The organism is Bradyrhizobium sp. USDA 326, assembly GCF_049739485.1.
Lineage (GTDB): Bacteria > Pseudomonadota > Alphaproteobacteria > Rhizobiales > Xanthobacteraceae > Bradyrhizobium.
Genome location: NZ_JBMGQA010000001.1, coordinates 1,162,454 through 1,188,351, shown reverse-complemented (window position 1 = coordinate 1,188,351; position 25,898 = coordinate 1,162,454). Strand labels below are relative to the sequence as shown.

The 25,898-nt window shown below is 64.5% G+C and carries 25 protein-coding genes and 2 pseudogenes; 16 read left to right on the top strand and 11 right to left on the bottom strand.

Annotated elements, in window-relative coordinates; all coding sequences use genetic code 11:
• The first annotated feature begins 49 nt into the window (after positions 1-49).
• The 8 genes and pseudogenes from ABIG06_RS05710 (at position 50) to ABIG06_RS05675 (ending at position 7,874) form a co-directional block, all read left to right on the top strand.
• A complete protein-coding gene (locus ABIG06_RS05710) occupies positions 50-1,180 on the top strand; it encodes a Re/Si-specific NAD(P)(+) transhydrogenase subunit alpha (protein ID WP_124162836.1) in 1,131 nt (376 codons plus the stop codon).
• Between the two features lie 22 nt (positions 1,181-1,202).
• Positions 1,203-1,520, top strand: coding sequence for a proton-translocating transhydrogenase family protein (locus ABIG06_RS05705; RefSeq protein WP_028180801.1), 318 nt, complete (start codon positions 1,203-1,205; stop codon positions 1,518-1,520).
• Between the two features lie 39 nt (positions 1,521-1,559).
• Positions 1,560-2,957 carry an NAD(P)(+) transhydrogenase (Re/Si-specific) subunit beta gene (locus ABIG06_RS05700; RefSeq protein WP_124162837.1) on the top strand — a complete coding sequence of 466 codons (1,398 nt, stop codon included), beginning with the start codon at positions 1,560-1,562 and terminating at the stop codon, positions 2,955-2,957.
• A gap of 216 nt (positions 2,958-3,173) precedes the next feature.
• Complete coding sequence (locus ABIG06_RS05695) at positions 3,174-3,971, top strand: alpha/beta hydrolase (protein ID WP_370140798.1); 798 nt, start codon at positions 3,174-3,176, stop codon at positions 3,969-3,971.
• Positions 3,972-4,068: 97 nt separating this feature from the next.
• Positions 4,069-5,404 (top strand): annotated as a pseudogene (locus tag ABIG06_RS05690) (sodium:proton antiporter).
• Between the two features lie 49 nt (positions 5,405-5,453).
• Positions 5,454-6,551: a calcium:proton antiporter gene (locus ABIG06_RS05685; RefSeq protein WP_124162839.1), complete on the top strand. Its 1,098-nt coding sequence runs from the start codon at positions 5,454-5,456 to the stop codon at positions 6,549-6,551.
• A gap of 20 nt (positions 6,552-6,571) precedes the next feature.
• Positions 6,572-6,856, top strand: coding sequence for a cupin domain-containing protein (locus tag ABIG06_RS05680; protein ID WP_124162840.1), 285 nt, complete (start codon positions 6,572-6,574; stop codon positions 6,854-6,856).
• 94 nt (positions 6,857-6,950) lie between these two features.
• Positions 6,951-7,874 (top strand): hypothetical protein, encoded by a 924-nt coding sequence (locus ABIG06_RS05675; RefSeq protein WP_370134932.1) that lies wholly within the window; start codon positions 6,951-6,953, stop codon positions 7,872-7,874.
• A 21-nt stretch (positions 7,875-7,895) separates the two neighbouring features.
• Here ABIG06_RS05675 and ABIG06_RS05670 read toward each other — a convergent pair whose 3' ends face one another.
• Positions 7,896-8,546, bottom strand: a complete 651-nt coding sequence (locus tag ABIG06_RS05670; protein WP_370134929.1) for a tetratricopeptide repeat protein — start codon at positions 8,544-8,546, stop codon at positions 7,896-7,898.
• A gap of 123 nt (positions 8,547-8,669) precedes the next feature.
• Positions 8,670-8,966, bottom strand: coding sequence for a 30S ribosomal protein S21 (gene rpsU, locus ABIG06_RS05665; RefSeq protein ID WP_008546194.1), 297 nt, complete (start codon positions 8,964-8,966; stop codon positions 8,670-8,672).
• A 259-nt stretch (positions 8,967-9,225) separates the two neighbouring features.
• On the opposite strand from rpsU, the gene aqpZ reads away from it, so the two are divergent.
• Positions 9,226-9,948, top strand: coding sequence for an aquaporin Z (aqpZ, locus tag ABIG06_RS05660; RefSeq protein WP_370134926.1), 723 nt, complete (start codon positions 9,226-9,228; stop codon positions 9,946-9,948).
• Positions 9,949-9,984: 36 nt separating this feature from the next.
• Here aqpZ and ABIG06_RS05655 read toward each other — a convergent pair whose 3' ends face one another.
• Both ABIG06_RS05655 and purE read right to left on the bottom strand, forming a co-directional pair.
• Complete coding sequence (locus tag ABIG06_RS05655) at positions 9,985-11,091, bottom strand: 5-(carboxyamino)imidazole ribonucleotide synthase (protein ID WP_370134923.1); 1,107 nt, start codon at positions 11,089-11,091, stop codon at positions 9,985-9,987.
• Positions 11,088-11,576: a 5-(carboxyamino)imidazole ribonucleotide mutase gene (gene purE / locus ABIG06_RS05650; protein ID WP_370134920.1), complete on the bottom strand. Its 489-nt coding sequence runs from the start codon at positions 11,574-11,576 to the stop codon at positions 11,088-11,090. The genes ABIG06_RS05655 and purE overlap by 4 nt, the downstream gene beginning before the upstream one ends.
• Before the next feature lie 142 nt (positions 11,577-11,718).
• On the opposite strand from purE, the gene ABIG06_RS05645 reads away from it, so the two are divergent.
• Positions 11,719-12,441, top strand: coding sequence for a GGDEF domain-containing protein (locus tag ABIG06_RS05645; protein WP_370134918.1), 723 nt, complete (start codon positions 11,719-11,721; stop codon positions 12,439-12,441).
• 2 nt (positions 12,442-12,443) lie between these two features.
• Here the strand turns inward: ABIG06_RS05645 and ABIG06_RS05640 are convergent, their stop codons facing one another.
• From ABIG06_RS05640 to ABIG06_RS05630, 3 genes are all read right to left on the bottom strand, one after another.
• Positions 12,444-12,695 (bottom strand): hypothetical protein, encoded by a 252-nt coding sequence (locus tag ABIG06_RS05640; RefSeq protein WP_370134915.1) that lies wholly within the window; start codon positions 12,693-12,695, stop codon positions 12,444-12,446.
• A gap of 22 nt (positions 12,696-12,717) precedes the next feature.
• Positions 12,718-12,936 carry a hypothetical protein gene (locus tag ABIG06_RS05635; protein ID WP_124162847.1) on the bottom strand — a complete coding sequence of 73 codons (219 nt, stop codon included), beginning with the start codon at positions 12,934-12,936 and terminating at the stop codon, positions 12,718-12,720.
• Between the two features lie 128 nt (positions 12,937-13,064).
• Entirely contained in the window at positions 13,065-13,271 is a 207-nt protein-coding gene (locus ABIG06_RS05630; RefSeq protein ID WP_008546179.1) for a YdcH family protein, read from the bottom strand.
• Between the two features lie 329 nt (positions 13,272-13,600).
• Here ABIG06_RS05630 and ABIG06_RS05625 point away from each other — a divergent pair, with 329 nt between their 5' ends.
• Positions 13,601-13,780: a YdcH family protein gene (locus tag ABIG06_RS05625; RefSeq protein ID WP_370134913.1), complete on the top strand. Its 180-nt coding sequence runs from the start codon at positions 13,601-13,603 to the stop codon at positions 13,778-13,780.
• Between the two features lie 137 nt (positions 13,781-13,917).
• Here ABIG06_RS05625 and ABIG06_RS05620 read toward each other — a convergent pair whose 3' ends face one another.
• The gene (locus tag ABIG06_RS05620; protein WP_370134911.1) at positions 13,918-15,045 is read right to left on the bottom strand and encodes an NAD(P)/FAD-dependent oxidoreductase; all 1,128 of its coding nucleotides are present in this window, start codon (positions 15,043-15,045) and stop codon (positions 13,918-13,920) included.
• A 172-nt stretch (positions 15,046-15,217) separates the two neighbouring features.
• Here ABIG06_RS05620 and ABIG06_RS05615 point away from each other — a divergent pair, with 172 nt between their 5' ends.
• From ABIG06_RS05615 to ABIG06_RS05595, 5 genes are read left to right on the top strand one after another with little or no spacing between them, the layout of a single operon-like run.
• Entirely contained in the window at positions 15,218-17,899 is a 2,682-nt protein-coding gene (locus ABIG06_RS05615; RefSeq protein WP_370134909.1) for a sensor domain-containing protein, read from the top strand.
• Between the two features lie 34 nt (positions 17,900-17,933).
• On the top strand, positions 17,934-19,412 hold the full coding sequence (locus ABIG06_RS05610; RefSeq protein ID WP_370134908.1) for a glycerol-3-phosphate dehydrogenase: 1,479 nt from the start codon (positions 17,934-17,936) through the stop codon (positions 19,410-19,412).
• Positions 19,413-19,464: 52 nt separating this feature from the next.
• On the top strand, positions 19,465-20,637 hold the full coding sequence (locus tag ABIG06_RS05605) for an ABC transporter ATP-binding protein (protein ID WP_370134905.1): 1,173 nt from the start codon (positions 19,465-19,467) through the stop codon (positions 20,635-20,637).
• Positions 20,634-21,548 (top strand): ABC transporter permease, encoded by a 915-nt coding sequence (locus ABIG06_RS05600; RefSeq protein ID WP_370134902.1) that lies wholly within the window; start codon positions 20,634-20,636, stop codon positions 21,546-21,548. The genes ABIG06_RS05605 and ABIG06_RS05600 overlap by 4 nt, the downstream gene beginning before the upstream one ends.
• Before the next feature lie 4 nt (positions 21,549-21,552).
• The gene (locus ABIG06_RS05595) at positions 21,553-22,365 is read left to right on the top strand and encodes an ABC transporter permease (RefSeq protein WP_370134900.1); all 813 of its coding nucleotides are present in this window, start codon (positions 21,553-21,555) and stop codon (positions 22,363-22,365) included.
• Positions 22,366-22,482: 117 nt separating this feature from the next.
• On the opposite strand, the pseudogene ABIG06_RS05590 reads toward ABIG06_RS05595, so the two are convergent.
• From ABIG06_RS05590 to ABIG06_RS05580, 3 genes and pseudogenes are all read right to left on the bottom strand, one after another.
• Positions 22,483-23,351 (bottom strand): annotated as a pseudogene (locus ABIG06_RS05590) (carbohydrate ABC transporter permease).
• Positions 23,348-24,220 carry a carbohydrate ABC transporter permease gene (locus ABIG06_RS05585; RefSeq protein ID WP_370134895.1) on the bottom strand — a complete coding sequence of 291 codons (873 nt, stop codon included), beginning with the start codon at positions 24,218-24,220 and terminating at the stop codon, positions 23,348-23,350. Before ABIG06_RS05585 ends, ABIG06_RS05590 begins: the two are co-directional and overlap by 4 nt.
• Positions 24,221-24,314: 94 nt before the next feature.
• On the bottom strand, positions 24,315-25,700 hold the full coding sequence (locus ABIG06_RS05580) for an ABC transporter substrate-binding protein (protein ID WP_124162855.1): 1,386 nt from the start codon (positions 25,698-25,700) through the stop codon (positions 24,315-24,317).
• Positions 25,701-25,898 lie beyond the last annotated feature (198 nt).

Here is a 25,898-nt window from a genome sequence, read left to right as displayed (position 1 = left end):
GTAACGCTTAGTTCGCGTGCGCGCTTTTTCCCGCGTCGCCGGAGGCCTCATGAAGATTGCCGTTGCCAAGGAAATCGATCCGTCGGAGCCGCGCGTCGCGGCTTCGCCTGACACGGTGAAGAAGTTCAAAGCGCTGGGCGCCGAGCTTGCCGTCGAGCCGGGTGCGGGTATCAAGTCGGGCCTGCCGGATTCCGAGTTCACCGCGGCTGGCGCCACCGTCAGTGCCGACGCGCTCAAGGACGCGGACATCATCATCAAGGTGAAGCGCCCCGAGGCGTCCGAGCTCGCGCAGTACAAGCGCGGCGCGCTCGTCATTGCGATCATGGATCCCTACGGCAACGAGGCGGCGCTCAAGACGATGGCCGATGCCGGCATCTCCGCATTCGCGATGGAGCTGATGCCGCGCATCACCCGCGCGCAGGTGATGGACGTGCTCTCCTCGCAGGCGAACCTTGCCGGCTACCGCGCCGTGATCGAGGGCGCCGAGGCCTTCGGCCGCGCCTTCCCGATGATGATGACGGCCGCCGGCACCGTGCCTGCGGCCAAGGTGTTCGTGATGGGCGTCGGCGTCGCCGGCCTGCAGGCGATCGCGACCGCGCGCCGTCTCGGCGCCGTCGTCACGGCCACGGACGTGCGTCCCGCCACCAAGGAGCAGGTCGAATCGCTCGGCGCGAAATTCCTCGCGGTCGAGGACGAGGAATTCAAGAACGCGCAGACCGCCGGCGGCTACGCCAAGGAAATGTCCCGGGAGTACCAGGCCAAGCAGGCCGCGCTCACCGCCGAGCACATCAAGAAGCAGGACATCGTGATCACGACCGCGCTGATTCCGGGCCGGCCGGCGCCGAAGCTCGTCAGCGCCGACATGGTCAGGTCGATGAAGCCGGGTTCGGTGCTGGTCGATCTCGCCGTCGAGCGCGGCGGCAATGTCGAGGGTGCCAAGCCGGGCGAGGTCGTCGATGTCGATGGCGTCAAGATCGTCGGCTACACCAACGTTGCCGGCCGCGTCGCGGCTTCGGCTTCCAGCCTCTATGCCCGCAATCTGTTCTCCTTCATCGAGACCATGGTCGACAAGAAAGAGAAGAAGCTCGCCGTCAACTGGGACGACGAACTGGTCAAGGCCACTGCGCTGACGAAAGACGGCGCCGTGATCCACCCGAACTTCCAGCCCAAATCATCTTAAATCGGGTTTAAGGAGAGCCGCCATGGAGCATGCAGCACAGCTCGTCGACCCCTTCATCTTCCAGTTGTCGATCTTCGTCCTCGCCGTCTTCGTCGGCTATTTCGTCGTCTGGTCGGTGACACCGGCGCTGCATACGCCGCTGATGAGCGTCACCAACGCGATCTCCTCGGTGATCGTGGTCGGCGCGCTGCTCGCGGTGGGTGTCGGCATGATTTCGAGCGGCTCGGGCTGGGCGCGCGGCTTCGGCTTCGTCGCGCTCGTCTTCGCCTGCGTGAACATTTTCGGCGGCTTCCTTGTCACCCAGCGCATGCTGGCGATGTACAAGAAGAAGTCGAAGTGAGCGGCCACCTCGGGCTGAAGGGATCAATGGGGACCTGAGATGAGCGCCAATCTCTCTGCATTCTTGTATCTCGTGGCGGGGGTGCTGTTCATCCTGTCGCTGCGCGGGCTGTCGAGCCCGGCATCGTCGCGCCAGGGCAATCTGTTCGGCATGATCGGCATGGCGATTGCGGTCGCCACCACGCTCGCAAGCCATCCGCCGGCCGACGGCGTCGCGTGGATCCTCGTCATCCTCGCGGTCGCGATCGGCGGCGGCGTCGGCGCGGTGATCGCCCGCCGCGTGCCGATGACCTCGATGCCGGAACTGGTCGCCGCCTTCCACTCGCTGGTCGGCATGGCCGCGGTGCTGGTCGCGGCCGGCGCGTTCTACGCGCCCGAGGCCTTCGGCATCGGGACCCCCGGCAACATCCATCCGCAGAGCCTGGTCGAGATGTCGCTCGGCGTCGCCATCGGCGCGCTGACCTTCACCGGCTCGGTGATCGCGTTCCTGAAGCTGTCGGCGCGCATGAGCGGTGCGCCGATCATCCTGCCGTTCCGCCACATCATCAACATCGCGCTGGCTCTGGCGCTGGTGTTCTTCATCGTCGGCCTGGTGCTGTCAGGCAGCGCGTTCGATTTCTGGATGATCGTCATCCTCGCCCTGGCGCTCGGCGTGCTCATGATCATCCCGATCGGCGGCGCCGACATGCCGGTCGTTATCTCGATGCTGAACTCATATTCCGGCTGGGCCGCGGCCGGCATCGGATTCACGCTCGGCAATTCCGCGCTGATCATCACCGGCGCGCTGGTCGGCTCCTCCGGCGCGATCCTGTCCTACATCATGTGCCACGCGATGAACCGGTCCTTCATCTCGGTCATCCTCGGCGGCTTCGGCGGCGAGACCGCCGCGGCCGGCGGGGGAACCGGCGAACAGAAGCCGGCCAAGCTCGGCTCGGCGGACGACGCGGCCTTCATCATGAAGAACGCCTCCAAGGTCATCATCGTGCCCGGCTACGGCATGGCGGTGGCGCAGGCCCAGCACGCGCTGCGCGAGATGGCCGACATCCTGAAGAAGGAAGGCGTCGAGGTGAAATACGCCATTCACCCGGTCGCCGGCCGCATGCCCGGCCACATGAACGTGCTGCTCGCCGAGGCCAACGTGCCCTATGACGAGGTGTTCGAGCTCGAGGACATCAACTCCGAATTCGCACAGGCCGACATCGCCTTCGTGATCGGCGCCAACGACGTCACCAACCCGGCGGCCGAAGAGGACAAGTCCTCGCCGATCTACGGCATGCCGGTGCTCCAGGTCTGGAAGGCCGGCACCGTGATGTTCATCAAGCGCTCGCTCGCCTCTGGTTACGCAGGCATCGACAATCCGCTGTTCTATCGCGACAACACCATGATGCTCCTTGGCGACGCCAAGAAGGTCACCGAGAACATCGTCAAGGCGATGTAGCGCGAGGCACACGGACCGCGGCCATCAACAAGGATTGGCACCGGTCTCATCCCATGCCTCCCAAGGCGACGCGCGAGCAGCGCATCGCATGGCACGCTGCTCACAAGGCGGCGTGCGGCTGTCGCGACGTTCCGGCGAGTCTCCGGCCCGATGTCATGAAATTGCTGCGGGGCCGTCGCAAGCCCTAGTCTCAGCTGAGGACCGGGCCGGGCAATGATGACCATCGTCAAGTGGATCGCCATCCTGCTCGTGACCATCTATCTTGTCGGTCTCGTCGTGCTGTATGTCCGGCAGCGCGAGATGCTGTTTCCGATCCCGCCCGTCGGCCGCACCGCACCCGATGCTGCCGGTCTTCCCGAGGCGGAAGAGCATGTGCTGACCACGTCGGACGGCGAGAGAATCGTCGCCTGGCACGTGCCGGCCAGGCCAGGTCGTCCTGTGATCCTGTACTTCCCCGGCAATGGCGATTTTCTCGCCGGCCGCGTCAGCCGTTTCAAGGCGATGACGGCCGACGGCACCGGTCTCGTTGCCCTGTCGTATCGTGGCTATGCCGGCTCGAGCGGGGCACCGAGCGAACGGGGCCTGCTGCGCGACGCCGCAGCCGCCTACGCTTTCACCACTGCGCGCTATGGAGCGGAACGTATCGTCGTCTGGGGCTTTTCGCTGGGGACGGGCGTGGCGGTGGCGCTCGCATCCGAACTCCCGATCGGCAGGCTGATCCTGGAGGCGCCTTACACCTCGACGGTCGACATCGCCGCACTGGCATTCCGGTTCGTGCCGGTGCGCCTCCTGATGCGCGACCAGTTTCGTTCCGACGAACGGATCGCGCGCGTCACGGTGCCGCTGTTGGTGATGCATGGCACCAATGACCTTGTCATTTCGATCATGTTCGGAGAGCGTCTGTTCGCGCTCGCGCGCGAACCGAAGCAGTTCGTTCGCTTTGCGGGTGGCGGACACGACAATCTCGACGCCTTCGGTGCGGTCGAAAAGGCAAGGCAATTCATTGGATCCTAAACGGCTCGTCACGCGGCTCTGGAGCCAGGCTCTCGTCGCCATCCTGACATTGTTGCCGCATCAGGCGTGGGCCGCGACCGGGCTCGACGGCGCGGCGATGCGCTGGCCCTATGCGCTGCCCTTTGCCGGCCTGTTAATGTCGATCGCACTGGGCCCGCTGCTGTTCGCAAAATTCTGGCACCACCATTACGGCAAGATCGCCGCGGCCTGGTCGCTGCTGGCGCTCGCCTCGCTCGTCATCTTTGCCGGCGGCATGGCGACGCTGGCGGCGCTCGTTCACGCCGTGCTGGTCGAATATCTCGGCTTTATCGTGCTGTTGTTCTCGCTCTATGTCGTGGCCGGCGGCGTCCTCATCACCGGGGACATCAAGGCGACGCCAGCGACCAATGCCGGCATCCTCGCGCTTGGTACGTTGGGGGCGAGCGTCGTCGGCACCACGGGTGCCGCGATGATCCTGATCCGTCCCTTGATCCGCGCCAACCGGCCGCGGCGCCACAACACCCATGTCGTCATCTTCTTCATCATCCTGGTGGCCAATGTCGGCGGCGCACTGAGCCCGCTCGGCGATCCCCCGCTCTTCGTCGGCTTCCTGCACGGCGTCGACTTCTTCTGGACCACGCGGGCCCTCTGGTTGCAAACCGCGATCGTAGCCGGACTGCTGCTCGCGATGTTCGTGGTCGTCGATATCTGGCGCTTCCGGAGCGAGCCGCCGCCCGACGGTGCCGGCCCCGCGCAGCCGGTGCGCATCCGCGGGCTCGTCAATCTGGTGCTGATTGCGGCCATCGTCGCCAGTCTGCTGGCATCGGCGATGTGGAAGCCCGGCATCGCGTTCGATATTCTCGGCACCAGGCTGGAGCTGGAGGACATCGCGCGCAACATGGTACTGCTCGCGATTGCGGCGCTGTCGGTGTGGCTCACGCCGGACGAGCACCGGCAGGCCAACGGCTTCACCTGGGAGCCCATCCGCGAGGTCGCAAAGCTGTTCGCCGGCATCTTCGTCGCCATCATTCCGGTCATTGCCATGCTCAATGCCGGCGATCACGGTGCGTTCGCCTGGCTGCTGTCTGCGGTGACGGCGCCGGACGGCGCGCCGCGCGAGGTCGCCTATTTCTGGTTCACCGGCCTGATGTCCGCGCTCCTCGACAATGCTCCGACCTATCTGTTGTTCTTCGAGCTCGCCGGCGGGGATGCGCAAGTGCTGATGCATCAGCTCTCCGGCACGCTTGCCTCGATCTCCATGGGGGCGGTCTACATGGGAGCGCTCACCTATATCGGCAACGCGCCGAACTTCATGGTCAGCAGCATTGCCAGCGAGAACGGCATCGAGATGCCGAGCTTCTTCGGCTATCTCCTGCGCGCGGGTGTCGTGCTGATCCACCCTGTTCCTGCTGCTGACGCTGCTGCCGGTGGCGCCGATCCTGCACTGGCATTGAATCTCGCTCCTGATTTGCTACTGCTCATTCAAGCAAATGGAAGTGGTGGATGAGCGCGCATAGTCCGATGCCCCGGTCGGCCTGGGTCTTCCCGGCGCTGGCCGTGCTGCTGTTCGCAGCCGTCAGCGCGACGGACTATGTGTTCACGCTGTCGTTTGCCGGATTCGTTTTCGCCGTCGTCCTTCTGGTCATCCTGTTCGGCACCGTGTTCGCCGCGGTTCATCATGCCGAGGTGATCGCGGAGCGGGTCGGCGAACCCTATGGCACGCTGGTGCTGACGCTCTCGGTGACCATCATCGAAGTCGCGCTGATCACCACGATCATGCTGGGCGACAAGCCTGCCCCGGCACTGGCGCGCGACACCGTATTCGCTGTCGTCATGATCGTCTGCAACGGCCTCGTCGGCCTCTGCATCTTCATCGGCGGCCTGCGCTATCGCGAGCAGGGCTTCCAGCTCTCGGGAGCCAACGTCTATCTCAGCGTGCTGTTCGCGCTCGCGACCATCACGCTGATCTTGCCGAACTACACCACGACCACGCCGGGGCCGGTCTATTCGGCGGTTCAGCTCGGTTTCGTTGACGTGGTCACGCTCGCGCTGTACGGAGTGTTTCTCTACACCCAGACCGTCCTGCACAAGGACTACTTCGTTCATGAACGGGCCGAGGGCGAGGGCGGGGAGGTGCACCTGTCGGCCGGGGCGCTCGCGCTCACCGTCGCGCTGCTCCTGGTCTCGCTTCTGGCGGTCGTGCTGCTGGCCAAGAAATTCTCGCTTGTGGTCGATGCCGTCGGCGCCAGGATCGGTGCGCCGTCGGCCTTCGCCGGCCTTCTGGTCGCGCTGCTGATCCTGATGCCGGAGGGGGTCGCGGCCATCGCGGCGGCCCGCAGGAACGATCTCCAGAAGAGCATCAACCTTGCGCTCGGCTCGTCGCTGGCGACCATCGGTCTGACGATCCCTGCCGTCGGCGTCGCCACCTACGCGCTCGACAAGGAGCTCGAACTCGGCCTCAGCGCCCAGGGCAGCGTGCTTTTGCTGCTGACCTTCTTCCTGAGCATGCTGACCTTCGGCACGGGCAGGACCAATGTCCTGTTCGGACTGGTCCATATGGTGGTATTTGCCGTCTACGTGTTCATGGTTTTCGTGCCCTGAAGTGCAAAAGGAGAGTTTCGATGCTTGCCGCCAAGTCCGAGGTTCAGATCGACAACGAGCAGGTCCGGGTGACCGAATGGCGGCTCGCCCCGGGTAGCGCCACCGGGCATCACACCCATGGGATGGATTATGTGATTGTTCCCGTCGCCGCCGGCGAGATGACCATCGTGGCGCCCAGTGGCGAACGGTCCAAGGCGCAGCTCGCGGCCGGAAAATCCTACTTCCGCAAGGCCGGCGTCCAACATGATGTACTTAACGAAACCTCAACTGAGATCGTGTTCCTTGAAATCGAGCTGAAGCCGTAAGTTCGGCGTTACCCTTTGCCATTGATCCGTCGCAGTTGATCCCTCACAATGCCCTAAAGTTCCCGCATCAGATCGCGCGGGGAGTGGCCGAGAAATGCTGAAATACCTCGCTAAAATCTCGATGGATATTTTCCCCTCGGTGCTCGCGACGATCATCGGGGCGTACATCGTTAACCACTACATCAACGCCAAGCCCGCCCCCGATGCTCCGTCAGCCGTGACGGCGCCGGCCCAGCCTGGCAGCGAGGGCAAGCCGACCGATACCGCCAACCTCCCCGCGCACGGCGTCAAGGCCAAGGGCATCTCGGAGAAGAGCATCTCCGAGAAGAGCGGGACGGACAAGGCAGCCGAGAAGCCCGCCGATCATCAGCCCGCTGCCGAGACCAAGGCCGCAGACGTGGCCCCCGCCGAAACCAGCCCGCGGGGTCGTACGCCCGCGCGTGAGAAAGCCGCCGCCAAGTCGAACCCGGCGCCTGCCATCGTGGAGGCCAATTCGGCGTCGGCTGCTGTGACCCCGGCCCCGACCCCCGACGCCAACGATCTCGCCCGCGCTGCCATCGAGCGGTTGCGCAAGTCGCCGGAGGGCAGGGCCGCCGAGGCAAGATCTGCCGAAGCCAAATCTGCCGAAACCAAGCCGGCCGAGAGGCCGGCGGAGCCTGCGGTGCGAGAAGCCGCCCGCACGCCGGAAGCCCCACGTGTCATCGCCGCGGAGCCGTCCACGGTCCGCCCGCTGCCGCCGCCGATCACGGTGTCGACGCCTTCATCCGAGGCCTATGGCAATGGCGGCGCCTCACAAGGGAGCCCGTCCTACACGGCCACGATCGGCAATGTCGACCCGACTCGGGTGACGCCGCCGGCCGATATTCCCGTGCCGGTGATCGCACCGCCGCTCGACCTTCGGGCCGATGCCGGTGGCCCCATGCCGCGGCCGAAGAAGACGAATGTCGCCGACGAGATGCTGTCGGGCATGAAGTCGATGTTCCAAGCGGTGCTGCCGAAGGGCGCCACCCCCGATTAAAGCGACAGCTGAGCCGCGCAATCAGCCGCCGACGCGGGCAAGACCGCTGCGGGCGGCCTCATCGCGTGGACGAAGCGCGACGGCCCTGGTGTAGGACGCCGCCGCCTTGGCCCTGTCGCCGAGCCGTTCGTAGGCCTGCCCGCGCGTGGTCCAGACCTGGGCGTTGTTCGGATCGACCTCGGAGGCTTCATCGAGATCGGCAGTGGCCTCCTTGACCTTACCGAGCGCGAGATAGCTGATGGCACGGCCGAGCAGCGGCTCGACCTTTTGCGGGTTGAGCCCGCTCGCGGCACTGAAATCGGCAATCGCGAAGTCGTGCTGGTTCTTGCTCTGGTAGATCAGGGCGCGGCCATAAAGTGCCTGCGCATTGTAGGGATCGAGCCCGACCGCGCGATTGAACTCGTCGAGCGCTGCCGCGGTCTCGCCCGACTTCGCCAGGGACTGGGCCTTCGCGGTATGGGCATGAGCTTCGGTGACGTTGCCGGCGCTCACCGCGCTCTCGGCGGGCGCGGCCGCCTTGGGCGCTTCCTGCGGCTTGTCCTTCTCAGGGAGTAGCGATCCAAGATCGAAGGAGCAGCCGCAGAGCGCGATCCCCATCACGGCCAGCGCGAGCGGCTGCCGCCAGATCTGGCGTAGCCGCGGCAAGCCACGCTCGGGGAAAGGGGAGGCCATCTACGGTTCGCTCGCGCTGGTGCCGCATCGGTAGTGCCCGTCCCAGAAAGGCACCGCTCACAAACAATAACGCGGGCCAGGGGCCCGCGTCATCGAAAACTGAACTCTTACGGATTCGGCAAATCAGCGCGGGCCGCGCGGGCCTGCACCGGGGCCGCCACGACCGCCGCGATCACCGCCGGGGCCCGCGCCGAACACCGGCTTCGGCTTCATCGGCAGCAGGCCTTCGCGCTGCAGCTTCTTGCGGGCCAGCTTGCGCGCACGGCGCACTGCTTCGGCCTTTTCGCGGGCCTTCTTCTCGGAGGGCTTCTCGTAATGACCGCGGAGCTTCATCTCGCGGAAAATGCCCTCGCGCTGCATCTTCTTCTTCAGCGCCTTGAGGGCTTGATCAACATTGTTATCGCGAACGAGAACCTGCACGCGGCATCCTCTTCAGGTGGATCGGATTTGAATTCTGGTAAGTCAAAGGGGATGGCAAAACGCGCAAGCCCTTAACCTTGAGCGCGCCGATGTATCAGACAAAACCTTGGATGTCCACCGGCAAAGCGGGTTTTCGGGCCAAGTTCGGCCATTAAATGCGGCGAAAATACCTCCACGCGGCCCCGATTTGGGCGGTTTGACGCCATGGGCGGGGCGGCGACCGGAGCTTGTTCCGGGGTTTTGCAATGAGGGGACCACAATGGACATGAAAAAATACGCTGCCGAAGCCATCGGCACCTTCTGGCTCACATTCGCCGGCTGCGGAAGTGCGGTGATTGCGGCCGGCTTCCCCCAGGTCGGTATTGGCCTTGTCGGCGTTTCCCTTGCCTTCGGGTTGAGCGTGGTCACCATGGCCTATGCGATCGGCCACATCTCGGGCTGCCATCTCAACCCGGCGGTCACGGTCGGTCTCGCTGCCGGCGGCCGCTTTCCGGCCGGCCAGATCCTGCCTTATGTCGTCGCCCAGGTGGCAGGCGCGATCGTGGCCGCATCGCTGCTTTATGTCATTGCCAGCGGGGCGCCCGGCTTCGACGTCAGCAAGGGCTTCGCGTCGAACGGATACGGCGCGCATTCGCCCGGTCAGTACAGCATGATGGCCGGCTTCCTCACCGAGGTGGTGATGACCATGATGTTCCTGTTCATCATCATGGGCGCCACCCATGGCCGCGCGCCGGCGGGCTTCGCACCGCTCGCGATCGGGCTTGCGCTGGTGATGATCCATCTCGTCAGCATTCCCGTGACCAACACCTCGGTGAACCCGGCGCGCAGCACGGGCCCGGCACTGTTTGTCGGCGGCTGGGCGCTGTCACAGCTCTGGCTGTTCTGGGTTGCACCGCTGATCGGCGGCGCGCTGGGCGGGGTGATCTATCGCTGGCTCAGCGAGGAGCCCACCGGCGTCGTCGCGGGCGTGAAGACGGCGTAATCGCAAAGGGGATCGCGGCCAGCAGCTGCGGTCCCCTCATTTGCCCCTTGGCGGCCTGACTTCGGTGACATGGCCCATCTTGCGGCCGGGGCGCGGTGCGCCCTTGCCGTAGATGTGCACGGTCGCGCCCGGCACGCTCAACCACCTTTCGTAATCGTTGATCTCGTCGCCGATCAGGTTGGTCATGGTGACGACTTCGCCGTGGCGCACGGGCTTGCCGAGCGGCCAGCCGGCGATGGCGCGGATGTGCTGCTCGAACTGCGAGACGGAGGCGCCATCGAGCGTCCAGTGCCCGGAATTGTGCACGCGCGGCGCGATCTCGTTGACCAGCACCCTCGGTCCGCTGCCATTGGCGAGCACGAACATCTCGACAGCGAGCACGCCGACATAGTCGAGCGCGCCTGCGATCTTGCCGGCGATGCTGCGCGCTTCCTCGGCGAGCACAGCCGGAATCGGCGCGGGCGCGCGCGATATCTTCAGAATGTGGTCGCGGTGCTCGTTCTCGGTGACGTCGAAACATTCGACCTCGCCTGTGGTCGAGCGGGCGGCGATCACCGAGATCTCGCGCTCGAACGGGACAAAGGCTTCCAGGATCGCCGATTTGGTGGCGAGGCTGGTCCACACTTTCGCGATGTCGTCGCCCTCGCGGATGATGGCCTGGCCCTTGCCGTCATAACCGAACCGGCGGGTTTTCAGCACGGCGGGAAGGCCGATCCTGGCGATCGCCTCGCGCAGTGAGGAGACGGAGGTGACGTCGGCATAGGCTGCGGTGCCGATGCCGAGCCGCGTGACGAAATCCTTCTCCGCGAGCCGGTCCTGGGTGGTCTCGAGGATCTTGCGGTCGGGCAGCACGGGTCGGCGCGCATCCAGCACCATCGCGGCTGCTGCGGGCACGTTCTCGAATTCATAGGTGATGACGTCGACGTCGTTCGCGAACAGCTCGAGCGCTTCGACATCGGCATATTCGGCGCAGGTCGCGTTCAGCACGACGTCGAAAGCCGGCGAGTCCGGATCCGGCGAGAACACCTGGCAGCGCAGGCCAAGCCGGGCCGCAGCCATGGCCAGCATCCGGCCCAATTGTCCGCCGCCGAGAATTCCGATGGTGTCACCGGGCTTCAGTTTCACATGCCTGGTGCCGGTCACGCCTTGTCCTCCGGGCGCTCGGCGACCGCCTCGGTTTGCGCCTTGCGCCAGGCGGCGAGGCGATCGGACAGCGCCGGGTCGGACAATGCCAGCACGGCGGCTGCAAGCAGCGCGGCATTGATCGCGCCGGCCTTGCCGATCGCGAGGGTGCCGACCGGGACACCCGCTGGCATCTGGACGATCGAATAGAGCGAATCGACGCCCTTGAGCGTCTTGGATTCGACGGGAACGCCGAATACCGGAAGTTCCGTCAGCGCCGCCGCCATGCCGGGCAGATGTGCAGCGCCACCGGCGCCGGCGATGATGACCTTGTAACCTGCGGCCTTGGCGCCCTTGGCGAAAGCGAACAGCCGGTCGGGCGTGCGATGAGCCGAGACGACGCGCCTGTCGGCGGCAATGCCGAGCGCTGCAAGCGTGTCGGCGGCATGCCGCATCGTGTCCCAGTCCGACTGGCTTCCCATGATGATGGCGATCGGCGCGGTCATGACATCAATTGTGCCCGGAAAAACAGAAACATAGGCCAGATCTACGGTTCCGGCCGGCGGCTCGCAAGGCGGTGGCAAGGAGAAGGGAATCCACTATCCTGTCTTGGTGAATCCCCGCAAGCCTTCATTGAGCAGGATGCCCATGAAGAAACCAAAAAGGGCGAGTGCTGCGAAGGCCAAAAAAAACGGCCGGAAGACCAGCGCCGGCCGATCCGCCCCCAAACGGCTGACCAAGCGTCCGGCGAAGCCGCCCCAGCGTGCCGTCTCAGGCGATGGCGCAGCGGAGGAAAACGTCAGGGCGACAATCCGGGGCTTGCGAGCCAAGCTCAAGCAGGCGCAGCGCCGGGTCGCGGAACTGGAAGCTGCGGCCGACACCGATTTCCTGCTCGACATTCCCAACCGGCGCGGCTTCGAGCGCGAGCTCGCGCGCGCCATCGCCTATATGAAGCGCTACCGCGCCAGCGGGGCACTGATCGTGCTCGACGTCGATCGGCTGAAGCCGATCAACGATTCGTTCGGTCATGCCGCCGGTGACGAGGTGCTCAAGGCGATCGTCGCCACGCTGACACGACAGGTCCGTGCCTCTGACGTGGTCGGCCGGCTCGGGGGCGACGAGTTCGCGCTGCTGCTCTGGAATCTCAGCGAGACCGACGCCAAGGCGAAGGCCGCGGCCTTCGAGCAGGCGATCGACGAATTGTGCTTCGTCTTTCGCGGCCAACACGTGACCGCGGGCGCTTCCGCGGGCGTCGCGCTGCTGGGGGCGCAATCCGACGCAGGCCGTGCCCTGGAGGAGGCGGATGCCGCCATGTACGTGCGCAAGGCGCGTCGGCGGCACGAGCCAGCGATCAGGCTGGTCAGCAGCTGAACTTACAGTGTCCCTAGATCCTCCGGCACGTTGCCGAATTTGCGCAGCAGCCTGGCGTCGCCGAATTCGCCGGTCAGGGGATCGCCGCTGCGGCTGAACGCGACCGCGCCGACATGGCCGGCACCGTGGGCCAATATCTCGGCGCGCCGCAACGCGGCGGTCGAGGTCTGGCACTCCTCGGCAGTGCCCGCGACCGGCGAGCCGTCGGCGTCGATCAAGAAGGGCATTGCAACGTAGTAGGTCACATCCGACATGGCGTTGCTCCAGTTTTGAAAATCAGGCGGCGCTGCTCTTGCTCCGCATCTTGCTGCGCGAGGTCTCAGGAATGCAGCCGGCGGAAATCGCCGCCTGCAATTCCTCCAGCTCGGCTTCCAGATATTCATTGGCCATGATCAGCGCCTTGATGGTGCTGCGCAGATTGCCGTCGCACATCGCGATCGCCTGATCGCAAGCCTGTTCATAATGGCTGTTGTCGAGAAGGGGCGTTGCCGACATCTGCGTTGTCCTCGTGCGGTGAGCATTGGCGTTTTCGGAGAATTGGGCGCTCCGGAATGTTCCTCTTTTGTTCTATTTGAGTCAAGCGGATTCATGTGGGCGAGCCGCGGCGCAGGCCGGCTCACGGATCAGGCGATGATGTCGGGGGTAATCTGGTCTTCGATGAACGCGATGCGATCACGCAACAAGAGCTTGCGCTTCTTCAACCGCTGTAACCGCAATAGGTCGGGGGCGGGCGATTGATGCAGTGCATCGATCGCGGCGTCCAGATCTCGGTGTTCCTGCTGCAACCGGGTGAGCTCGGCTTCGAGCTCACGCTCGTCTTCATTGGTCATGTCTGCGGTGGCCGAAAACCGATAAGCGTGAGATTAAAGGCTGTGGATGCCTTGTGGAAATTATCGTCCTTGCGCCGCGCGATCGCAAGCGATCTGCGATCCTCGCGCGCCGGTCTCCCGCAACATATTTCTGCAGGCGGACGCGGCGTTGCGCAGGCGCATTGATATCATGGATCTTTCGCGCGCGGTTCCCTTAGTCACGCTTCGTTACATATGAACTTTCAAAAATGACACTGCGACGACGGATACCCATCGACAGGACGAATCGGTGATGTAGACTTGCTTGTCCGGATCGAATCCTAAGGTTCAACCTACCGAGGAGGTTTCGAATGACAATTCAGGCACATCTTGTTGAATTGGAGCGGAAGCACAAACTTCTCGAAAGCGAATTGCATGAAGCTCTCGTGCACCTTTCAACAGACGACCTGCAAATTGTTGAGTTGAAGCGCCGGAAGTTGATGGTCAAGGACCAGATCGAGCGTCTGAAGCACGGCGACACGCTCCACTAACCACCCCCGTAACACCGTAGAGTTGATCACATCCTTACGCAGGGATGAGAGCGTTCGTGCTCATCCCTGCTGCAAGATGGCGCAAGATGTTTGCCTGGCGCCAGCTCTGCCGGGACGTCGTTTCTCGACGCGAACCGCTATTCACCTCGCTCGATAGCGTTCTGGATGTCCGCGAGCTCGGCGACGTGATCGGCGATCGCGAGCGACGACGTCAATCCCGGGGATTCGATACCGAACAGATTGATCAGGCCTGCAACGCCGTGATCGCGCGGGCCCTGCATCAAGAAGTCCTGTGTGGCCACGGCCGGCGGCACGATCTTCGGGCGGATGCCCGAATAGCTCGGCATCAGCGCGCCATCGGGCAGCGTCGGCCAGTATTTGCGGATCGCCGGATAGAAGCGCTCGGCGCGTGAAGGATCGACCTCGTAGTTGATCGTCTCGATCCATTCGACGTCGGGCCCGAAACGTGCCTGCCCTGCCATGTCCAGCGTCAGATGGACACCTAGCCCGCCCGGCTCGGGCACCGGATAGATCAGGCGCGAGAACGGCGCCTTGGCGTTGCAGCTGAAGTAATTTCCCTTGGCGAGATAGGCCGGGGGAATCCGGTCCAGCGGCATGCCGTCGATGTTGCGCGCGACATTCGTCGCCGACAGCCCCGCGGCGTTGACAAGGAGGCTGCATTGCAGCGTCATCGGCGCCTCGCCGCCGGCCTCGACCTCGATGACGCCGGCAGTCGCCTTGGCGCGGATCAGCGGGGTGTGAAACGCGAAGGCCGCACCGGCATCCTCGGCCTCGCCGCGCAGCGAAAGCATGTAGGCGTGGCTGTCGATGATGCCCGTTGACGGTGACAGCAGCGCAGCATCGCAGGCGAGCGCCGGCTCCAGCGCCCGCGCGGCCTCGCCCGCGAGCAGCTGCATGTCGAGCACGCCATTGGCCTCGGCATGCGCCTTGATCGATTGCAGCTTCTCGGTTTCCTTCGCATTGGTCGCGACGATCAGCTTGCCGCAATTCTTGTGGGGGATGCCGCGCTCGGCGCAGTAGCGGTACAGCGCGTGCTTGCCGCTGACGCACATGCGCGCCATCCAGCTTCCGGCGCGGTAGTAAATACCGGCATGGATCACCTCACTGTTGCGCGAGGAGGTGACGGTGCCAATGGCCTCGGCTGCCTCGAGCACGATGACCTCGCGCCCGGCCTGGGCGAGCTTCCGGGCCACCGCGAGCCCGACCACGCCGGCTCCGATAACGATGCAATCGACCCTATCCATGGTTGTGCAGGAAGTCCGCTGGCGGCACAGGGGAATTTTCCGTTAAGAAAGTATTTATCATGTCAGGGCAATTGCCGTATTTCACGTCACATTATTCTGTTGTGCTTACAGGCGTTTACCCGATCCAAACCCGCGAGGCCAGACAATCCGACGTTGAAATCGCGGGTGGCTGATGGCTGAGAAGAACTGGCACGTGGGCAGCACGCTTTCGATTGCTGTGCAGGCCCTCCTATGCCTGGCCGGTGCGGGCGCGCCGGCGCGCGCCTTTGCGCTTTCGGACGGCCTCTCCGCTCCGGATCTCGCCAAGCTCGATCCCAACGTGATCTGGGAGATCTTGATCGCCGGCATCGTCGTCTGCTCGTTCCTCGCTGCGATCGCGCTGTGGATCCATTCCTCGCTGCGCCGGACCCGGCGTTTGCAGTTGCGGCGCAATGCCTTCATCTCCTCCGCCATGAACAATCTCAATCAGGGCGTGGTGATGACGGATGCGCAGCGCCGCGTCATCTTCTGCAACGACCGCTACCTCGAGATCTATGGTTTGACGCGGTCGGATGTCCGACCCGGCATGAATGGCCGCGAACTCCTCGAGCTGCGACGCAGGCGCGGCGTGCTGGGCGCCTCCGACGACGAATTTTACGACAAGGCGGCAAGCCCCAACGGCCTGATCACCGAACTGCCGGACGGGCGGGCCATCCTGGTGAAATATTTCGTGCTGCCGAACGGTGGCTCGGTCGCGACCCATCTCGACGTCAGCGACCAGCGCAAGCTGTCGCGGCAGCTTGCCTCCACCAAGCAATTCCTGGAATCGGTGCTGGACCATGTGCCGGCCTGCGTGGCAGCCAAGAACATCGAGGACGGTTGCTACATCTTTGCGAACAGCGCCTATGAGCGGTTCTGGGGATTGTCGCGGGACTTCGCCGTCGGCAGGAACGCGCAGGAGCTGTTTGCGCCGGGCTCGGCGGCCAGCATCGAGGCGGCCGACCGGGCGGCGCTCAGTTCGCCGGATGGCCAGTACCGCAATGAGTTCGAGGTCGACCGTGCCGGTGCGCGGTGCATGGTCGCCTCGATCCGGATCGTGGTGCGCAACGAGAGCAACAAGCCCGAATTTCTGCTCATCGTGTTCGAGGACATCACCGACCGCCGCTCGCTGTCGCAGGAACTGGAGAGCACCAAGAAGTTCCTCGAGCTCGTGGTCGACAACATCCCGGTTGCGCTGATCGTGGAGCAGGTCAAGGACGGCCGCTATCTGCTCGCCAACCGCAGCGCGGAGACGATCCTCAACCGCAGGCGCGAGGAAACCACCGGCCTGACGGCTTCCGACATCTTCAACCCCAAGGAAGCCAGGCTGATCATCGCGCGCGACGAGGCCGCGATCAAGAAGCGCGGGATGATCACCGAGGAGCATCCGATCTCCACAAAGGACGGCCTGCGGCTGTTCCTGACCCGCCGCGCCACCGTGCTCAATGATGCCGGCGAGCCGCAATATCTGATCAAGACCCATGAGGACGTCACCGACCGCCGGCAGACCGAGTCGCGCATGGCGCACATGGCCTATCATGACGGCCTCACCGACCTGCCGAACCGCGCCGCTTTCCTGCAGGCACTGACCCAGATGATCGAGGCCTGCGAAGGCACCGGCGAGGAGTTCGCCGTGCTCTGCGTCGATCTCGACGGCCTCAAGGAGGTCAACGACGTCTTCGGCCATGCGCTCGGCGACAAGCTCCTGATCGAGGTGGCCCATCGGCTCCAGGACTCCGCGCGTGGCGGCGTGGTGGCGCGCCTGTCCGGCGACGAGTTCGGCCTGATCATCGACGGCAAGCAGCCTGAGGCGGGCCTCGCACTGGCGCGGCAGATCGGCGAATCCGTCGCCCGGGAATTCCAGATCGACGGCCGGCCGGTCCGCGCCGGCATCACCACGGGCATGTCGGTCTTTCCGCACAATGGCGCCGATGGCGCCTCGCTGCTCGCCAATGCCGGCGCGGCGCTGTTCCGCGCCAAGCAGAAGTCGCGCGGCACGATCAGCCTCTACCAGCCGGAGATGGACCAGCAGATCCGCGACCGCCGTGTGCTGCATCAGGACCTCTCGATGGCGGTAAAGAACGGAGAGCTCTCGCTCGCCTTCCAGCCGCAGGGGGCGGCGGGCCACAGCGTCGGCGAGAGCGAGATCATCGGCTTCGAGGCTTTGGCGCGCTGGCAGCATCCGGTGCGCGGCCAGGTTTCGCCCGCCGAATTCATTCCGATCGCCGAGGAGAGCGGCCTGATCGTCGAGATGGGCGAGTGGATCCTGCGGGAGGCCTGTCGCGAGGCGGCGTCCTGGCCGAAGCCGCTCCAGGTCGCGGTCAATCTGTCGCCGGCGCAGTTCATGCACGGTGACGTGGTTGGCCTCGTCCATTCGATCCTGATCGAGACGGGCCTTGCACCGGGCCGGCTCGAGCTCGAGATCACCGAGGGCGTGCTGATCGAGGATTTCGATCGCGGCCTTGCGCTGCTGCGCCGCCTGAAGGCGCTCGGCGTGCGCATCTCCATGGACGATTTCGGAAGCGGTTACTCCTCGCTGAGCTATCTCCAGGCGTTTCCGTTCGACAAGATCAAGATCGACCGCGCATTCATCATCAATCTCGGCCGCAACCCGCAATCGGCGGCAATCGTGCGCGCGGTGATCGATCTCGGCCACGGCCTCGACATGTCGATCATCGCCGAAGGCGTCGAGACGGTGGACCAGCTCGCCTTCCTAGCCAAGGAGGGCTGCGATGGCGTGCAGGGCTATCTGCTCGGCAAGCCGCTGCCGATCGGGAAATATGCCGGCCTCGTCGGTCGCGCCGAAGCCATGGAGCTTGCGCTGAAGACCGGCTAGTTATGGGGGTGCTTCGCTTCCATTCGACGGCTTCATGGCGGATTACGACCTCGCGATCATCGGCGGCGGCCTGAACGGCGTCAGCGTCGCGCGCGATGCGGCGGGTCGCGGCCTGCGGGTTATCCTCTTCGAGCAGGGCGATCTCGGCGGCGCGGCGTCGTCGGCAACACCGCGGTTGATCCACGGCGATCTCTCGGTGCTGGAGCGCCGCGGCTTCTGGCGGGTGCGCCGGGCTCTGGCCGAGCGCCGGGCCTGGCTCCGGATCGCGCCGCATCTGGTCCGGCCGATGCGCTTCGTTGTTCCCGCGCATCCGGATGAGCGTCCACCATGGCTGCTGCGCGCCGGCCTGTTCCTGTATGACAGCCTCGCCAGCCGGAGCGGCCTGCCCGGATCGACGACCCTCGACATCACCCACCATCCGGTCGGCAACGCGCTGAAGCGCCCTTTCGGTACGGCGTTCGAATATTCGGACTGCGTCGTCGACGATTCCCGCCTTGTCGTGCTCACGGCGCTGGACGCGGCCGAACGTGGCGCGGCGATCCGAACCGGGGCACGCTGCGTGCGTGCCGACAGAACCGACATCTGGCGGCTCGCCGTGGTCGATCGCGGCCATCGCCGCACCCTCACGACCCGCGCGCTGGCCAATACCACGGGCGCGTGGGCGTCGATGGTCGCGGAGACGGTCCTGCGCCAGCCGCGGCCCGCCGCGACAGCGATGCAGATGAGCCAGATCATCGTGCCGCGGCTGTTCGAGTCAGACAACGTCTACGTCTTCCAGAACAACGATGGCCGGCTGGTCTTCGCAAGCCCGTTCGAGCGAGAGTTCACGCTGATCGGCACGGTCACGCATGATTTCACCGGCGATCCTGCCATCGTGGCGATGTCCGGGTCCGACATCGGCTATCTCTGCGACGCGGCCAGCCGCTACTTCCGCGAGCGCGTCGCTCCGGCCGACGTGGTCCGGACGGTCTCCGGCGTCAATTTGAGGCCGGCGTCCGTGCGGCGGGGTGACGGCACGACCCTGTTCCACGCGCGCCGGCGCAAGGCGCCGCTGCTGACGATGTTCGGCGGCGACGTCACCACGTCGCGCCTGCGCGCCGAACGCGCGGTGACGAAGCTGACGTCGTTCTATCCGATGTCGCCGCCCTGGACCGCCGGCGCAGCGCTGGCCGGCGGCGATTTCGCCTGGGATCGTTTCGACACCGAGGTCGACCTCGCGCGCGACCGCTGGCGGTTTCTCTCGGAGCCCGAAGCTCAGCGCCTGGTTGCGGCCTATGGCTCGCGCCTGCCGGCGGTGCTCGGTGACGCCTGGACCCGCGACGAGCTCGGCCCGGCCTTCGGCCCCGAACTGACCGGCGCCGAGGTGCGTTACCTGATGAGTCACGAATGGGCGCGCTTCCCCGAGGATGTCCTGTGGCGTCGTTCCAAGCTCGGCCTGACCATGCCCGCGGCGGACCGTGACGCGCTGGCCGCGTTCATGACGGGTGTGAACGATTCATCCCGAACCGGTTGAGCTGGGAACGATCGGCCGCTAGCGTGCGGCGGAATCGGGGTTGGCAGGGAACATGACGGACGAGTTGCCCAGAACAAACACCGCGTCCAATGCGGCTGGTGGAGATCCGTATCCCTCGGCAGGGCAGCCGTTGCTGCGCATCGAGGGCGTCACCAGGACGTTCGGGACGTTCCGCGCCGTCGATGGCGTCTCGCTTGACATCAAGGCCGGCGAGTTCTTCGCGCTGCTCGGTCCCAGTGGGTGCGGCAAGACCACGCTCTTGCGCATGCTTGCCGGCTTCGAGGCGCCGGACGAGGGACGCATCCTGCTCGGCGGCAAGGACATCGCGCAGGCGCTACCGCACGAGCGCCCGATCAACATGATGTTCCAGAACTACGCGCTGTTCCCGCATCTGTCTGTGCGAGACAACATCGCCTTCGGCCTGAAGCGCGCCGGCATGCCGCGCGCCGAGATCGCCATCCGCGTGGCCGAGATGGTCGCGCTGGTGAAGCTCGAAGGGCTCGAGAAGCGCAAGCCGGATCAACTCTCGGGCGGCCAGCGCCAGCGCGTGGCGCTGGCCCGCGCGCTGGCGCGCCGGCCGCAATTGCTGCTGCTCGACGAGCCGCTCGCGGCCCTCGACAAGAAGCTGCGCGAGAGCACGCAAGGCGAGCTGATGGAGCTGCAGCGGCGGCTCGGCATGACCTTCATCATCGTCACCCACGATCAGGAGGAGGCGATGACGATGGCTGATAGAATCGGCGTGATGAAGGCCGGCAAGCTCGCCCAGGTCGCGAGCCCCCGCGAGCTCTACGAGGCGCCGCGTTCGCGCTGGATTGCGGAGTTCGTCGGCGACATCAATCTGTTCGACGGCGAGTCCAAATTGCGCGACGGTCATCGTCTGGTCATCGGCACGCGTGATGCGGGTGCGCTGGTGGTGGCCGAGCCGCGCGAGCCGGTCGGCGCGGGAAGATTGGCGGTCGCGATCCGCCCCGAAAAGGTCAAGCTGTCGCGCCGCGGTCCCGTGAGCGAGGCCGGTCGTGAAACGGCGATCAACCGGCTCGACGGCGTCATCGCCGACATCTGCTATCTCGGCGGCACCACCACCTACAAGGTGAAGCTCGACACCGGCGGGACGGTGCAGGCCTCGGTCGCCAACAGCGCACGCATCGACGTCGACGCCTACAGCCTGAACCAGCATGTCGTCGCCTGGTTCACGCCCGACGATTGCGTGGTGCTGCCGTCATGAGCTCCCGCCGCATCTTCGCGCGACCGGCGCGCTTTGCCGTGATTGCACCCTATGTCTGGATGGTGCTGTTCTTCATGGTGCCGTTCGCCTTCGTGCTGAAGATCGGCTTGTCGCAGACGGCCATCGCACAGCCGCCCTACGATCCGGTCTTCGACCTGACGGCGGGATGGGACGCGCTCAGGGGTGCCTTTGCTGCACTCTCATTCGACAATTTCAAGCTGCTCGTCTCCGATGACATCTATGTATTTGCCTATGTGCGCAGCCTGACCGTCGCCATCACGGCCACCGTGCTGCTGCTTCTGATCGGCTATCCCATCGCCTATGGCATGGCGCGATTGCCGAGGCGCTGGCAGGCGGTGGCGATGGTGCTGGTGATCGTGCCGTTCTGGACCTCGTTTCTGATTCGCATCTATGCCTGGATCAACATCCTCCAGCATGATGGCCTGCTCAACCAGATCCTGCTGGCGCTGCATCTGGTCAGCCGGCCCGTGGTGTGGCTCTCCACCGACAGCGCGATGTATATCGGCATCGTCTATTCCTATTTGCCGTTCATGATCCTGCCGCTCTACGCCACGCTCGCCAAGATGGAGCCGGTGCTGGAGGAGGCAGCCGGCGATCTCGGCGCGCCCCCCTGGCAGGTGTTCTGGCTCGTCACCTTTCCGCTTTCGCTACCCGGCGTCGGCGCCGGCGTGCTGCTGTGCTTCATCCCGATCGTCGGCGAATTCGTCATCCCGGACCTTCTGGCCGGCTCCAATTCGCTGATGATCGGCCAGACCCTGTGGCTGGAATTCTTCACCAACAAGGACTGGCCGGTTGCGTCCGCGGCCGCCATCGTGCTGCTGGTGGTGCTGCTGGTGCCGCTGCTGCTGTACGAACGGCTGCAGAAGCGGCAGCTCGAACACGAGCGGTGAGGCGATGCGCAGGATCACCCGCCTGTCCCGCTTCAACATCGCCTCGCTCGCGCTGGGGCTGGCGTTCCTCTATCTGCCGATCCTCATCCTCGTCATCTATTCCTTCAACGCCTCGCGCCTGGTGACGGTGTGGGGCGGCTGGTCGCTGCGCTGGTATCACGAGTTCTTCAATGACCGCGCCATGATCGAGGCGGCCTGGATGAGCCTGCGGGTCGCGGTCTCCTCCGCGACCATCGCCACGCTGCTCGGGACGCTCGCGGCGGTGGCGCTGTCGCGCGGCGAGCGCTTCCGCGGCCGCACGCTGTTCTCCGGCATGCTCTATGCGCCGCTGGTGATGCCGGAGCTTATCACCGGATTGTCGCTGCTGCTGCTGTTCGTCGCGCTGAACGCCGAGCGCGGCTTCTGGACCGTGACGATCGCCCATACCACGCTGACGATGTGCTTCGTCGCCGTCGTCGTGCAGTCCCGCCTCGGCTCGCTCGATCGCTCGCTGGAGGAAGCGGCCATGGACCTCGGTTGCGACCCGGTGCGCGCCTTCCTCTCCGTGACGCTGCCGCTGATCGCGCCGGCGATCGTTGCCGGCTGGATGCTGGCCTTCACGCTCTCGCTCGACGATCTCGTGATCGCGAGCTTCACCACCGGCCCCGGCTCCGCCACGCTGCCGATCCGCATCTATTCGGAGGTGCGGCTCGGGGTGAAGCCTGAGATCAACGCGATCTGCACGCTGGTGATTGCGCTGATCGCGGTCGTCATCGTGATGGCCTCGCTGGCCTCGAAACTCTCGAGCTCGCAAGGCGAGAGCGCAGCGCCGTTGTAGTGGAGAGCGTCAATCCGGGGCGATGCGAAGCATCGAACTCAGGTGCGCAATTTGCGCATCTGAGAGTCTCGAGATTCCGGGTTTGGTCCTTCGGACCATCCCGGAATGACGGCCTATTTACGACTTCACAGCACCCGCCGTGAGCCCGCCCACCATGTAGCGGCGGAAGGCGTAGTAGACGGCGGCCGGCGGCAGCGCGTAGATGAAGCCGGTGGTCATCAGCAGCTCCCAGGGCGAGTCGTCGGCGGCGAGGAAGTTGCCGAGCGCGACGGGAAGGGTGATCTCGCGATCGTTCGAGAGCAGCAGGAACGCGTAGAGATATTCGTTCCAGGCCAGCAGCACCGCGTAGGTGCCGATCGCGACCAGCGAGGGCATCATCAGCGGCAGGTAGACCAGGCGGAAGATCTGCAGCGTCGTGGCGCCGTCCATCACCGCAGCTTCGTCCAGTTCGACCGGCAGCTTGTCGGAGGCTTGCTTCAGCACACCCAGATCGCGTAGGGGCTGGCGATCGTCACCATCGCCAAGATCAGCGACCAGTGATTGTTGAGCAGGCCGTAATTGCCCATGGTGCGGTACATCGGCACGGCAAGGAATGCCGCGGGGATGAAATAGGTGAAGAGCGCGAGGTTCAACACTGTGCGACCGCCAGGCACCTTCAGCCGCGAGATCGAGAACGCCGCTGCAGTCGCGATGAACAGTGTCAGCACGCCGACGGAGACCGCGATCACGGTCGAATTCCAGAACTGGATGTAGAAGTCGCGCAGGAAGTAATGCTGCTGTTTGAAGACGATCTCGAAATTGTGCAGCGTCGGGTGATCCGGCCACAGCTTGCCCGAGAAGGCGTCCTCCTTCGGGGAGATCGCGAACAGGAACATGTGATAGATCGGGATCATCGTCCATAGGAAGACGGGAATGCCGATCAGCAGCAGCCGCGCTTCGGTTCCGACTTCGCGCCAGGAAAACTCTCTTACGCCGGGGAGCTTCATCGCGACAACCGTTTCATCATGAAGTACACGAGCGGCAGGACGAACGGCATCGCGCAGACGATCGATGCCATTGCCAGCGAGAGCTGGTCGAGCCGGAGATAGCGGATGCCGAGCGTCGCCAGCACGTGCGTGAGGTCGGCCGGGCCGCCGCCGGTGAGCAGGTAGACGCTGTTGAAATCGCCGAGCGTCCAGATCATCGAGAGCAGCGTGCAGGTGACGTAGAGCGTCTGCATCGACGGCCAGGTGATGTAACGAAATTTCTGCCACCAACTCGCGCCGTCGACCTCGGCGGCCTCGAACAGATCGTGCGAGATCGCGAGGCGCCCGGTGATCAGGATCAGCGTCCAGAACGGCAGCGACTTCCAGATATGCACGGCAATCGCCATGGTCAGCGCCACGGTCGGATCGTTTAGCCAGTTCGGGCCGTCATCGCCGGTCAAGGAGAAGATGTAGTGGTTGATCATGCCCCATTCGGGATTGAGCATGAAGCGCACCGACAGGATGGTCGGGATCGACGGCACCGCCCAGGGCAGGATGAAGATCACCGAGAGCCATTTGATCCAGGTGCGCTGCTGGGCGAAGAAGCCTGACAGGAACAATGCGATCAACATCTTGATGTTGATGCCGATGACCAGGAAGATCAGCGTGTTGATTGCGGCGCGCGCGAAGATCGGATCATTGTAGAGCGCCACATAATTCGAAGGGGCCCGCGCCAGCCACAACCCGTAGCAGACGGGATAGACGACGAAGGCGAGGAAAACGAGCAGATAGGGCGCGAGCAGCACGATGCCCCAGACCTGCGCCGGGGTCAGTCGCGACGACAGGGGCGGGCCGGGGATTGCCTGAGCGCCAGAGAGCGTGATCGCCATTCTTTTCTGACTCTTCAAAGAGAAGCCGGCCGCGAAACGCGGCCGGTGTTGTTCTTATCCCTCTCCTCGCAACGCGGGGAGAGGGAAGGTTGGCTCAACCCGCGACCTGCTTGATGCGGGCGATCAGTTCGTCGACGGCCTTGTCGACCGGAACTTTCTCGCTCACCACGCGGTTCATCGCCTTGGCCCACACGTTCTCGTTGTTGAGGATCGTGAACTTCCAGTTCTTGGTGAAGTCGAACGCCGCGGTGCCGCCCTTGAACTGCGTGTAGACGGCCTTGCGGTGCTTGTCGGCCTGCCAGAACGGGCTTTCCTGGCTTTCCTTGGTCACCGGGAACCAGCGGCCGAGCGCGCCTTCGATGTAGGGACGGACGTTCTCTTCCTGGAGCAGGAAGCTGATGAACTGCTTGGCCTCGGCCTTGTTCTTGGCCGCGGTGAACACCAGTCCGGTCTTGACGTCGGAGCGGTAGCGGATGGTCGAACCATCGGGTGCCTTCGGGAAGGACGCCGTGATGATGTCCTGCTCATAGGCCTTCTTGCCGGCGTCGCGCTGCTCCTGGGTAAGGGCCTGGTTCTGCGAGTCCTCGAACCATTTCGCCGCGATGGAGATCGTGAAGTTGTGGGTCATCACGATGGTCTTGTTGTGGAACGCGACGTTGTTGTCCGGGTCCTTCCATGTCGTCGAGGACGGCGGCGTGCAGCCCTTGATGTAGGTGTCGGTATAGTCCTTCATCGCCTTGATCAGGCCGTCGCGGACCTTCGGGTCGTCGACCAGCAACTTGCCGTCGTCGTCGACCAGCTTGACGTGGTAGGCATCCATGAAGGTGTAGAAGGACTGGAAGGCGTCGGTGGATTCCACGCCCATCGGCTGGCCGACGGCATAGATGCGCTGGCCCGTGGCCTTGCGGATCGCCGGCTGCACCTTGTCGCACCAGAACGTCCAATAGCCCGTCCAGTCGTTCGGGATGTCGCTCTGCTTGAATCCGGCCTTCTCCAGCATGTCGTTCCAGATCTGGACGTGCATGCTCTGCTGCTTCAGCGGGAAGCCGTAATAGGCCTTTTTCTTGGCGACGTCGTTGTAGAGGATCGACGCATCGAGCGTGTTCTGCACGAACCGGCCCTTGATCGGCTCCATGACATCCGTGAGGTCCTCGAGCTTGCCTTCATAGGCCCACTTGCCCTGCGCCTGCACGTCATAGGAGTCGGAATAGGCGACATCTGGAACCGTGCCGGCATCGAGCGCTGCGACCGTCTTCGGAATCATGTCCTGGATCGCGTATTGCGACAATTCGACCTTGATGCCGGTCTTGGCTTCGAATTTCTTGATCGTCTCGATCAGCGCGTCGTCTTCGGACCGATAGAAGCCCTTGCCCCACCAGACCGTGATCGTCTTCTGCTGTGCAAAGGCGGGTGCAGTGGCAGCAAAAAGCCCAACCGCAGCGACCGCCAATGATACTGCGCCAATTACCTTGGATCTCACGTTTTTCTCCCTCAAACGGCCGGTGTTTTTAACCGGTCGTATAAAACACTAGCGCATGGTGGTAGCGCAATCAACGCATCTTGTCAGACCTGGCTCGTGGCGGTGTTGGCCCAGTTGCTCAACGCGTGGATCGATCCAATCGCCGCATCAATTCGGCCGGATCAATTCGCGACGGTCGCGCCAACACCGGAGAGGCGC

Excerpts from the sequence above, each read along its gene's own strand:
- ABIG06_RS05710 (WP_124162836.1), top strand. The coding sequence starts at position 50 with ATGAAGATTGCCGTTGCCAAGGAAATCGATCCGTCGGAGCCGCGCGTC.
- ABIG06_RS05705 (WP_028180801.1), top strand. The coding sequence starts at position 1,203 with ATGGAGCATGCAGCACAGCTCGTCGACCCCTTCATCTTCCAGTTGTCG.
- ABIG06_RS05700 (WP_124162837.1), top strand. The coding sequence starts at position 1,560 with ATGAGCGCCAATCTCTCTGCATTCTTGTATCTCGTGGCGGGGGTGCTG.
- ABIG06_RS05695 (WP_370140798.1), top strand. The coding sequence starts at position 3,174 with ATGACCATCGTCAAGTGGATCGCCATCCTGCTCGTGACCATCTATCTT.
- ABIG06_RS05685 (WP_124162839.1), top strand. The coding sequence starts at position 5,454 with ATGAGCGCGCATAGTCCGATGCCCCGGTCGGCCTGGGTCTTCCCGGCG.
- ABIG06_RS05680 (WP_124162840.1), top strand. The coding sequence starts at position 6,572 with ATGCTTGCCGCCAAGTCCGAGGTTCAGATCGACAACGAGCAGGTCCGG.
- ABIG06_RS05675 (WP_370134932.1), top strand. The coding sequence starts at position 6,951 with ATGCTGAAATACCTCGCTAAAATCTCGATGGATATTTTCCCCTCGGTG.
- ABIG06_RS05670 (WP_370134929.1), bottom strand. The coding sequence starts at position 8,546 with ATGGCCTCCCCTTTCCCCGAGCGTGGCTTGCCGCGGCTACGCCAGATC.
- aqpZ (WP_370134926.1), top strand. The coding sequence starts at position 9,226 with ATGGACATGAAAAAATACGCTGCCGAAGCCATCGGCACCTTCTGGCTC.
- purE (WP_370134920.1), bottom strand. The coding sequence starts at position 11,576 with ATGACCGCGCCGATCGCCATCATCATGGGAAGCCAGTCGGACTGGGAC.
- ABIG06_RS05645 (WP_370134918.1), top strand. The coding sequence starts at position 11,719 with ATGAAGAAACCAAAAAGGGCGAGTGCTGCGAAGGCCAAAAAAAACGGC.
- ABIG06_RS05640 (WP_370134915.1), bottom strand. The coding sequence starts at position 12,695 with ATGTCGGATGTGACCTACTACGTTGCAATGCCCTTCTTGATCGACGCC.
- ABIG06_RS05635 (WP_124162847.1), bottom strand. The coding sequence starts at position 12,936 with ATGTCGGCAACGCCCCTTCTCGACAACAGCCATTATGAACAGGCTTGC.
- ABIG06_RS05630 (WP_008546179.1), bottom strand. The coding sequence starts at position 13,271 with ATGACCAATGAAGACGAGCGTGAGCTCGAAGCCGAGCTCACCCGGTTG.
- ABIG06_RS05625 (WP_370134913.1), top strand. The coding sequence starts at position 13,601 with ATGACAATTCAGGCACATCTTGTTGAATTGGAGCGGAAGCACAAACTT.
- ABIG06_RS05620 (WP_370134911.1), bottom strand. The coding sequence starts at position 15,045 with ATGGATAGGGTCGATTGCATCGTTATCGGAGCCGGCGTGGTCGGGCTC.
- ABIG06_RS05615 (WP_370134909.1), top strand. The coding sequence starts at position 15,218 with ATGGCTGAGAAGAACTGGCACGTGGGCAGCACGCTTTCGATTGCTGTG.
- ABIG06_RS05610 (WP_370134908.1), top strand. The coding sequence starts at position 17,934 with ATGGCGGATTACGACCTCGCGATCATCGGCGGCGGCCTGAACGGCGTC.
- ABIG06_RS05605 (WP_370134905.1), top strand. The coding sequence starts at position 19,465 with ATGACGGACGAGTTGCCCAGAACAAACACCGCGTCCAATGCGGCTGGT.
- ABIG06_RS05600 (WP_370134902.1), top strand. The coding sequence starts at position 20,634 with ATGAGCTCCCGCCGCATCTTCGCGCGACCGGCGCGCTTTGCCGTGATT.
- ABIG06_RS05595 (WP_370134900.1), top strand. The coding sequence starts at position 21,553 with ATGCGCAGGATCACCCGCCTGTCCCGCTTCAACATCGCCTCGCTCGCG.
- ABIG06_RS05585 (WP_370134895.1), bottom strand. The coding sequence starts at position 24,220 with ATGGCGATCACGCTCTCTGGCGCTCAGGCAATCCCCGGCCCGCCCCTG.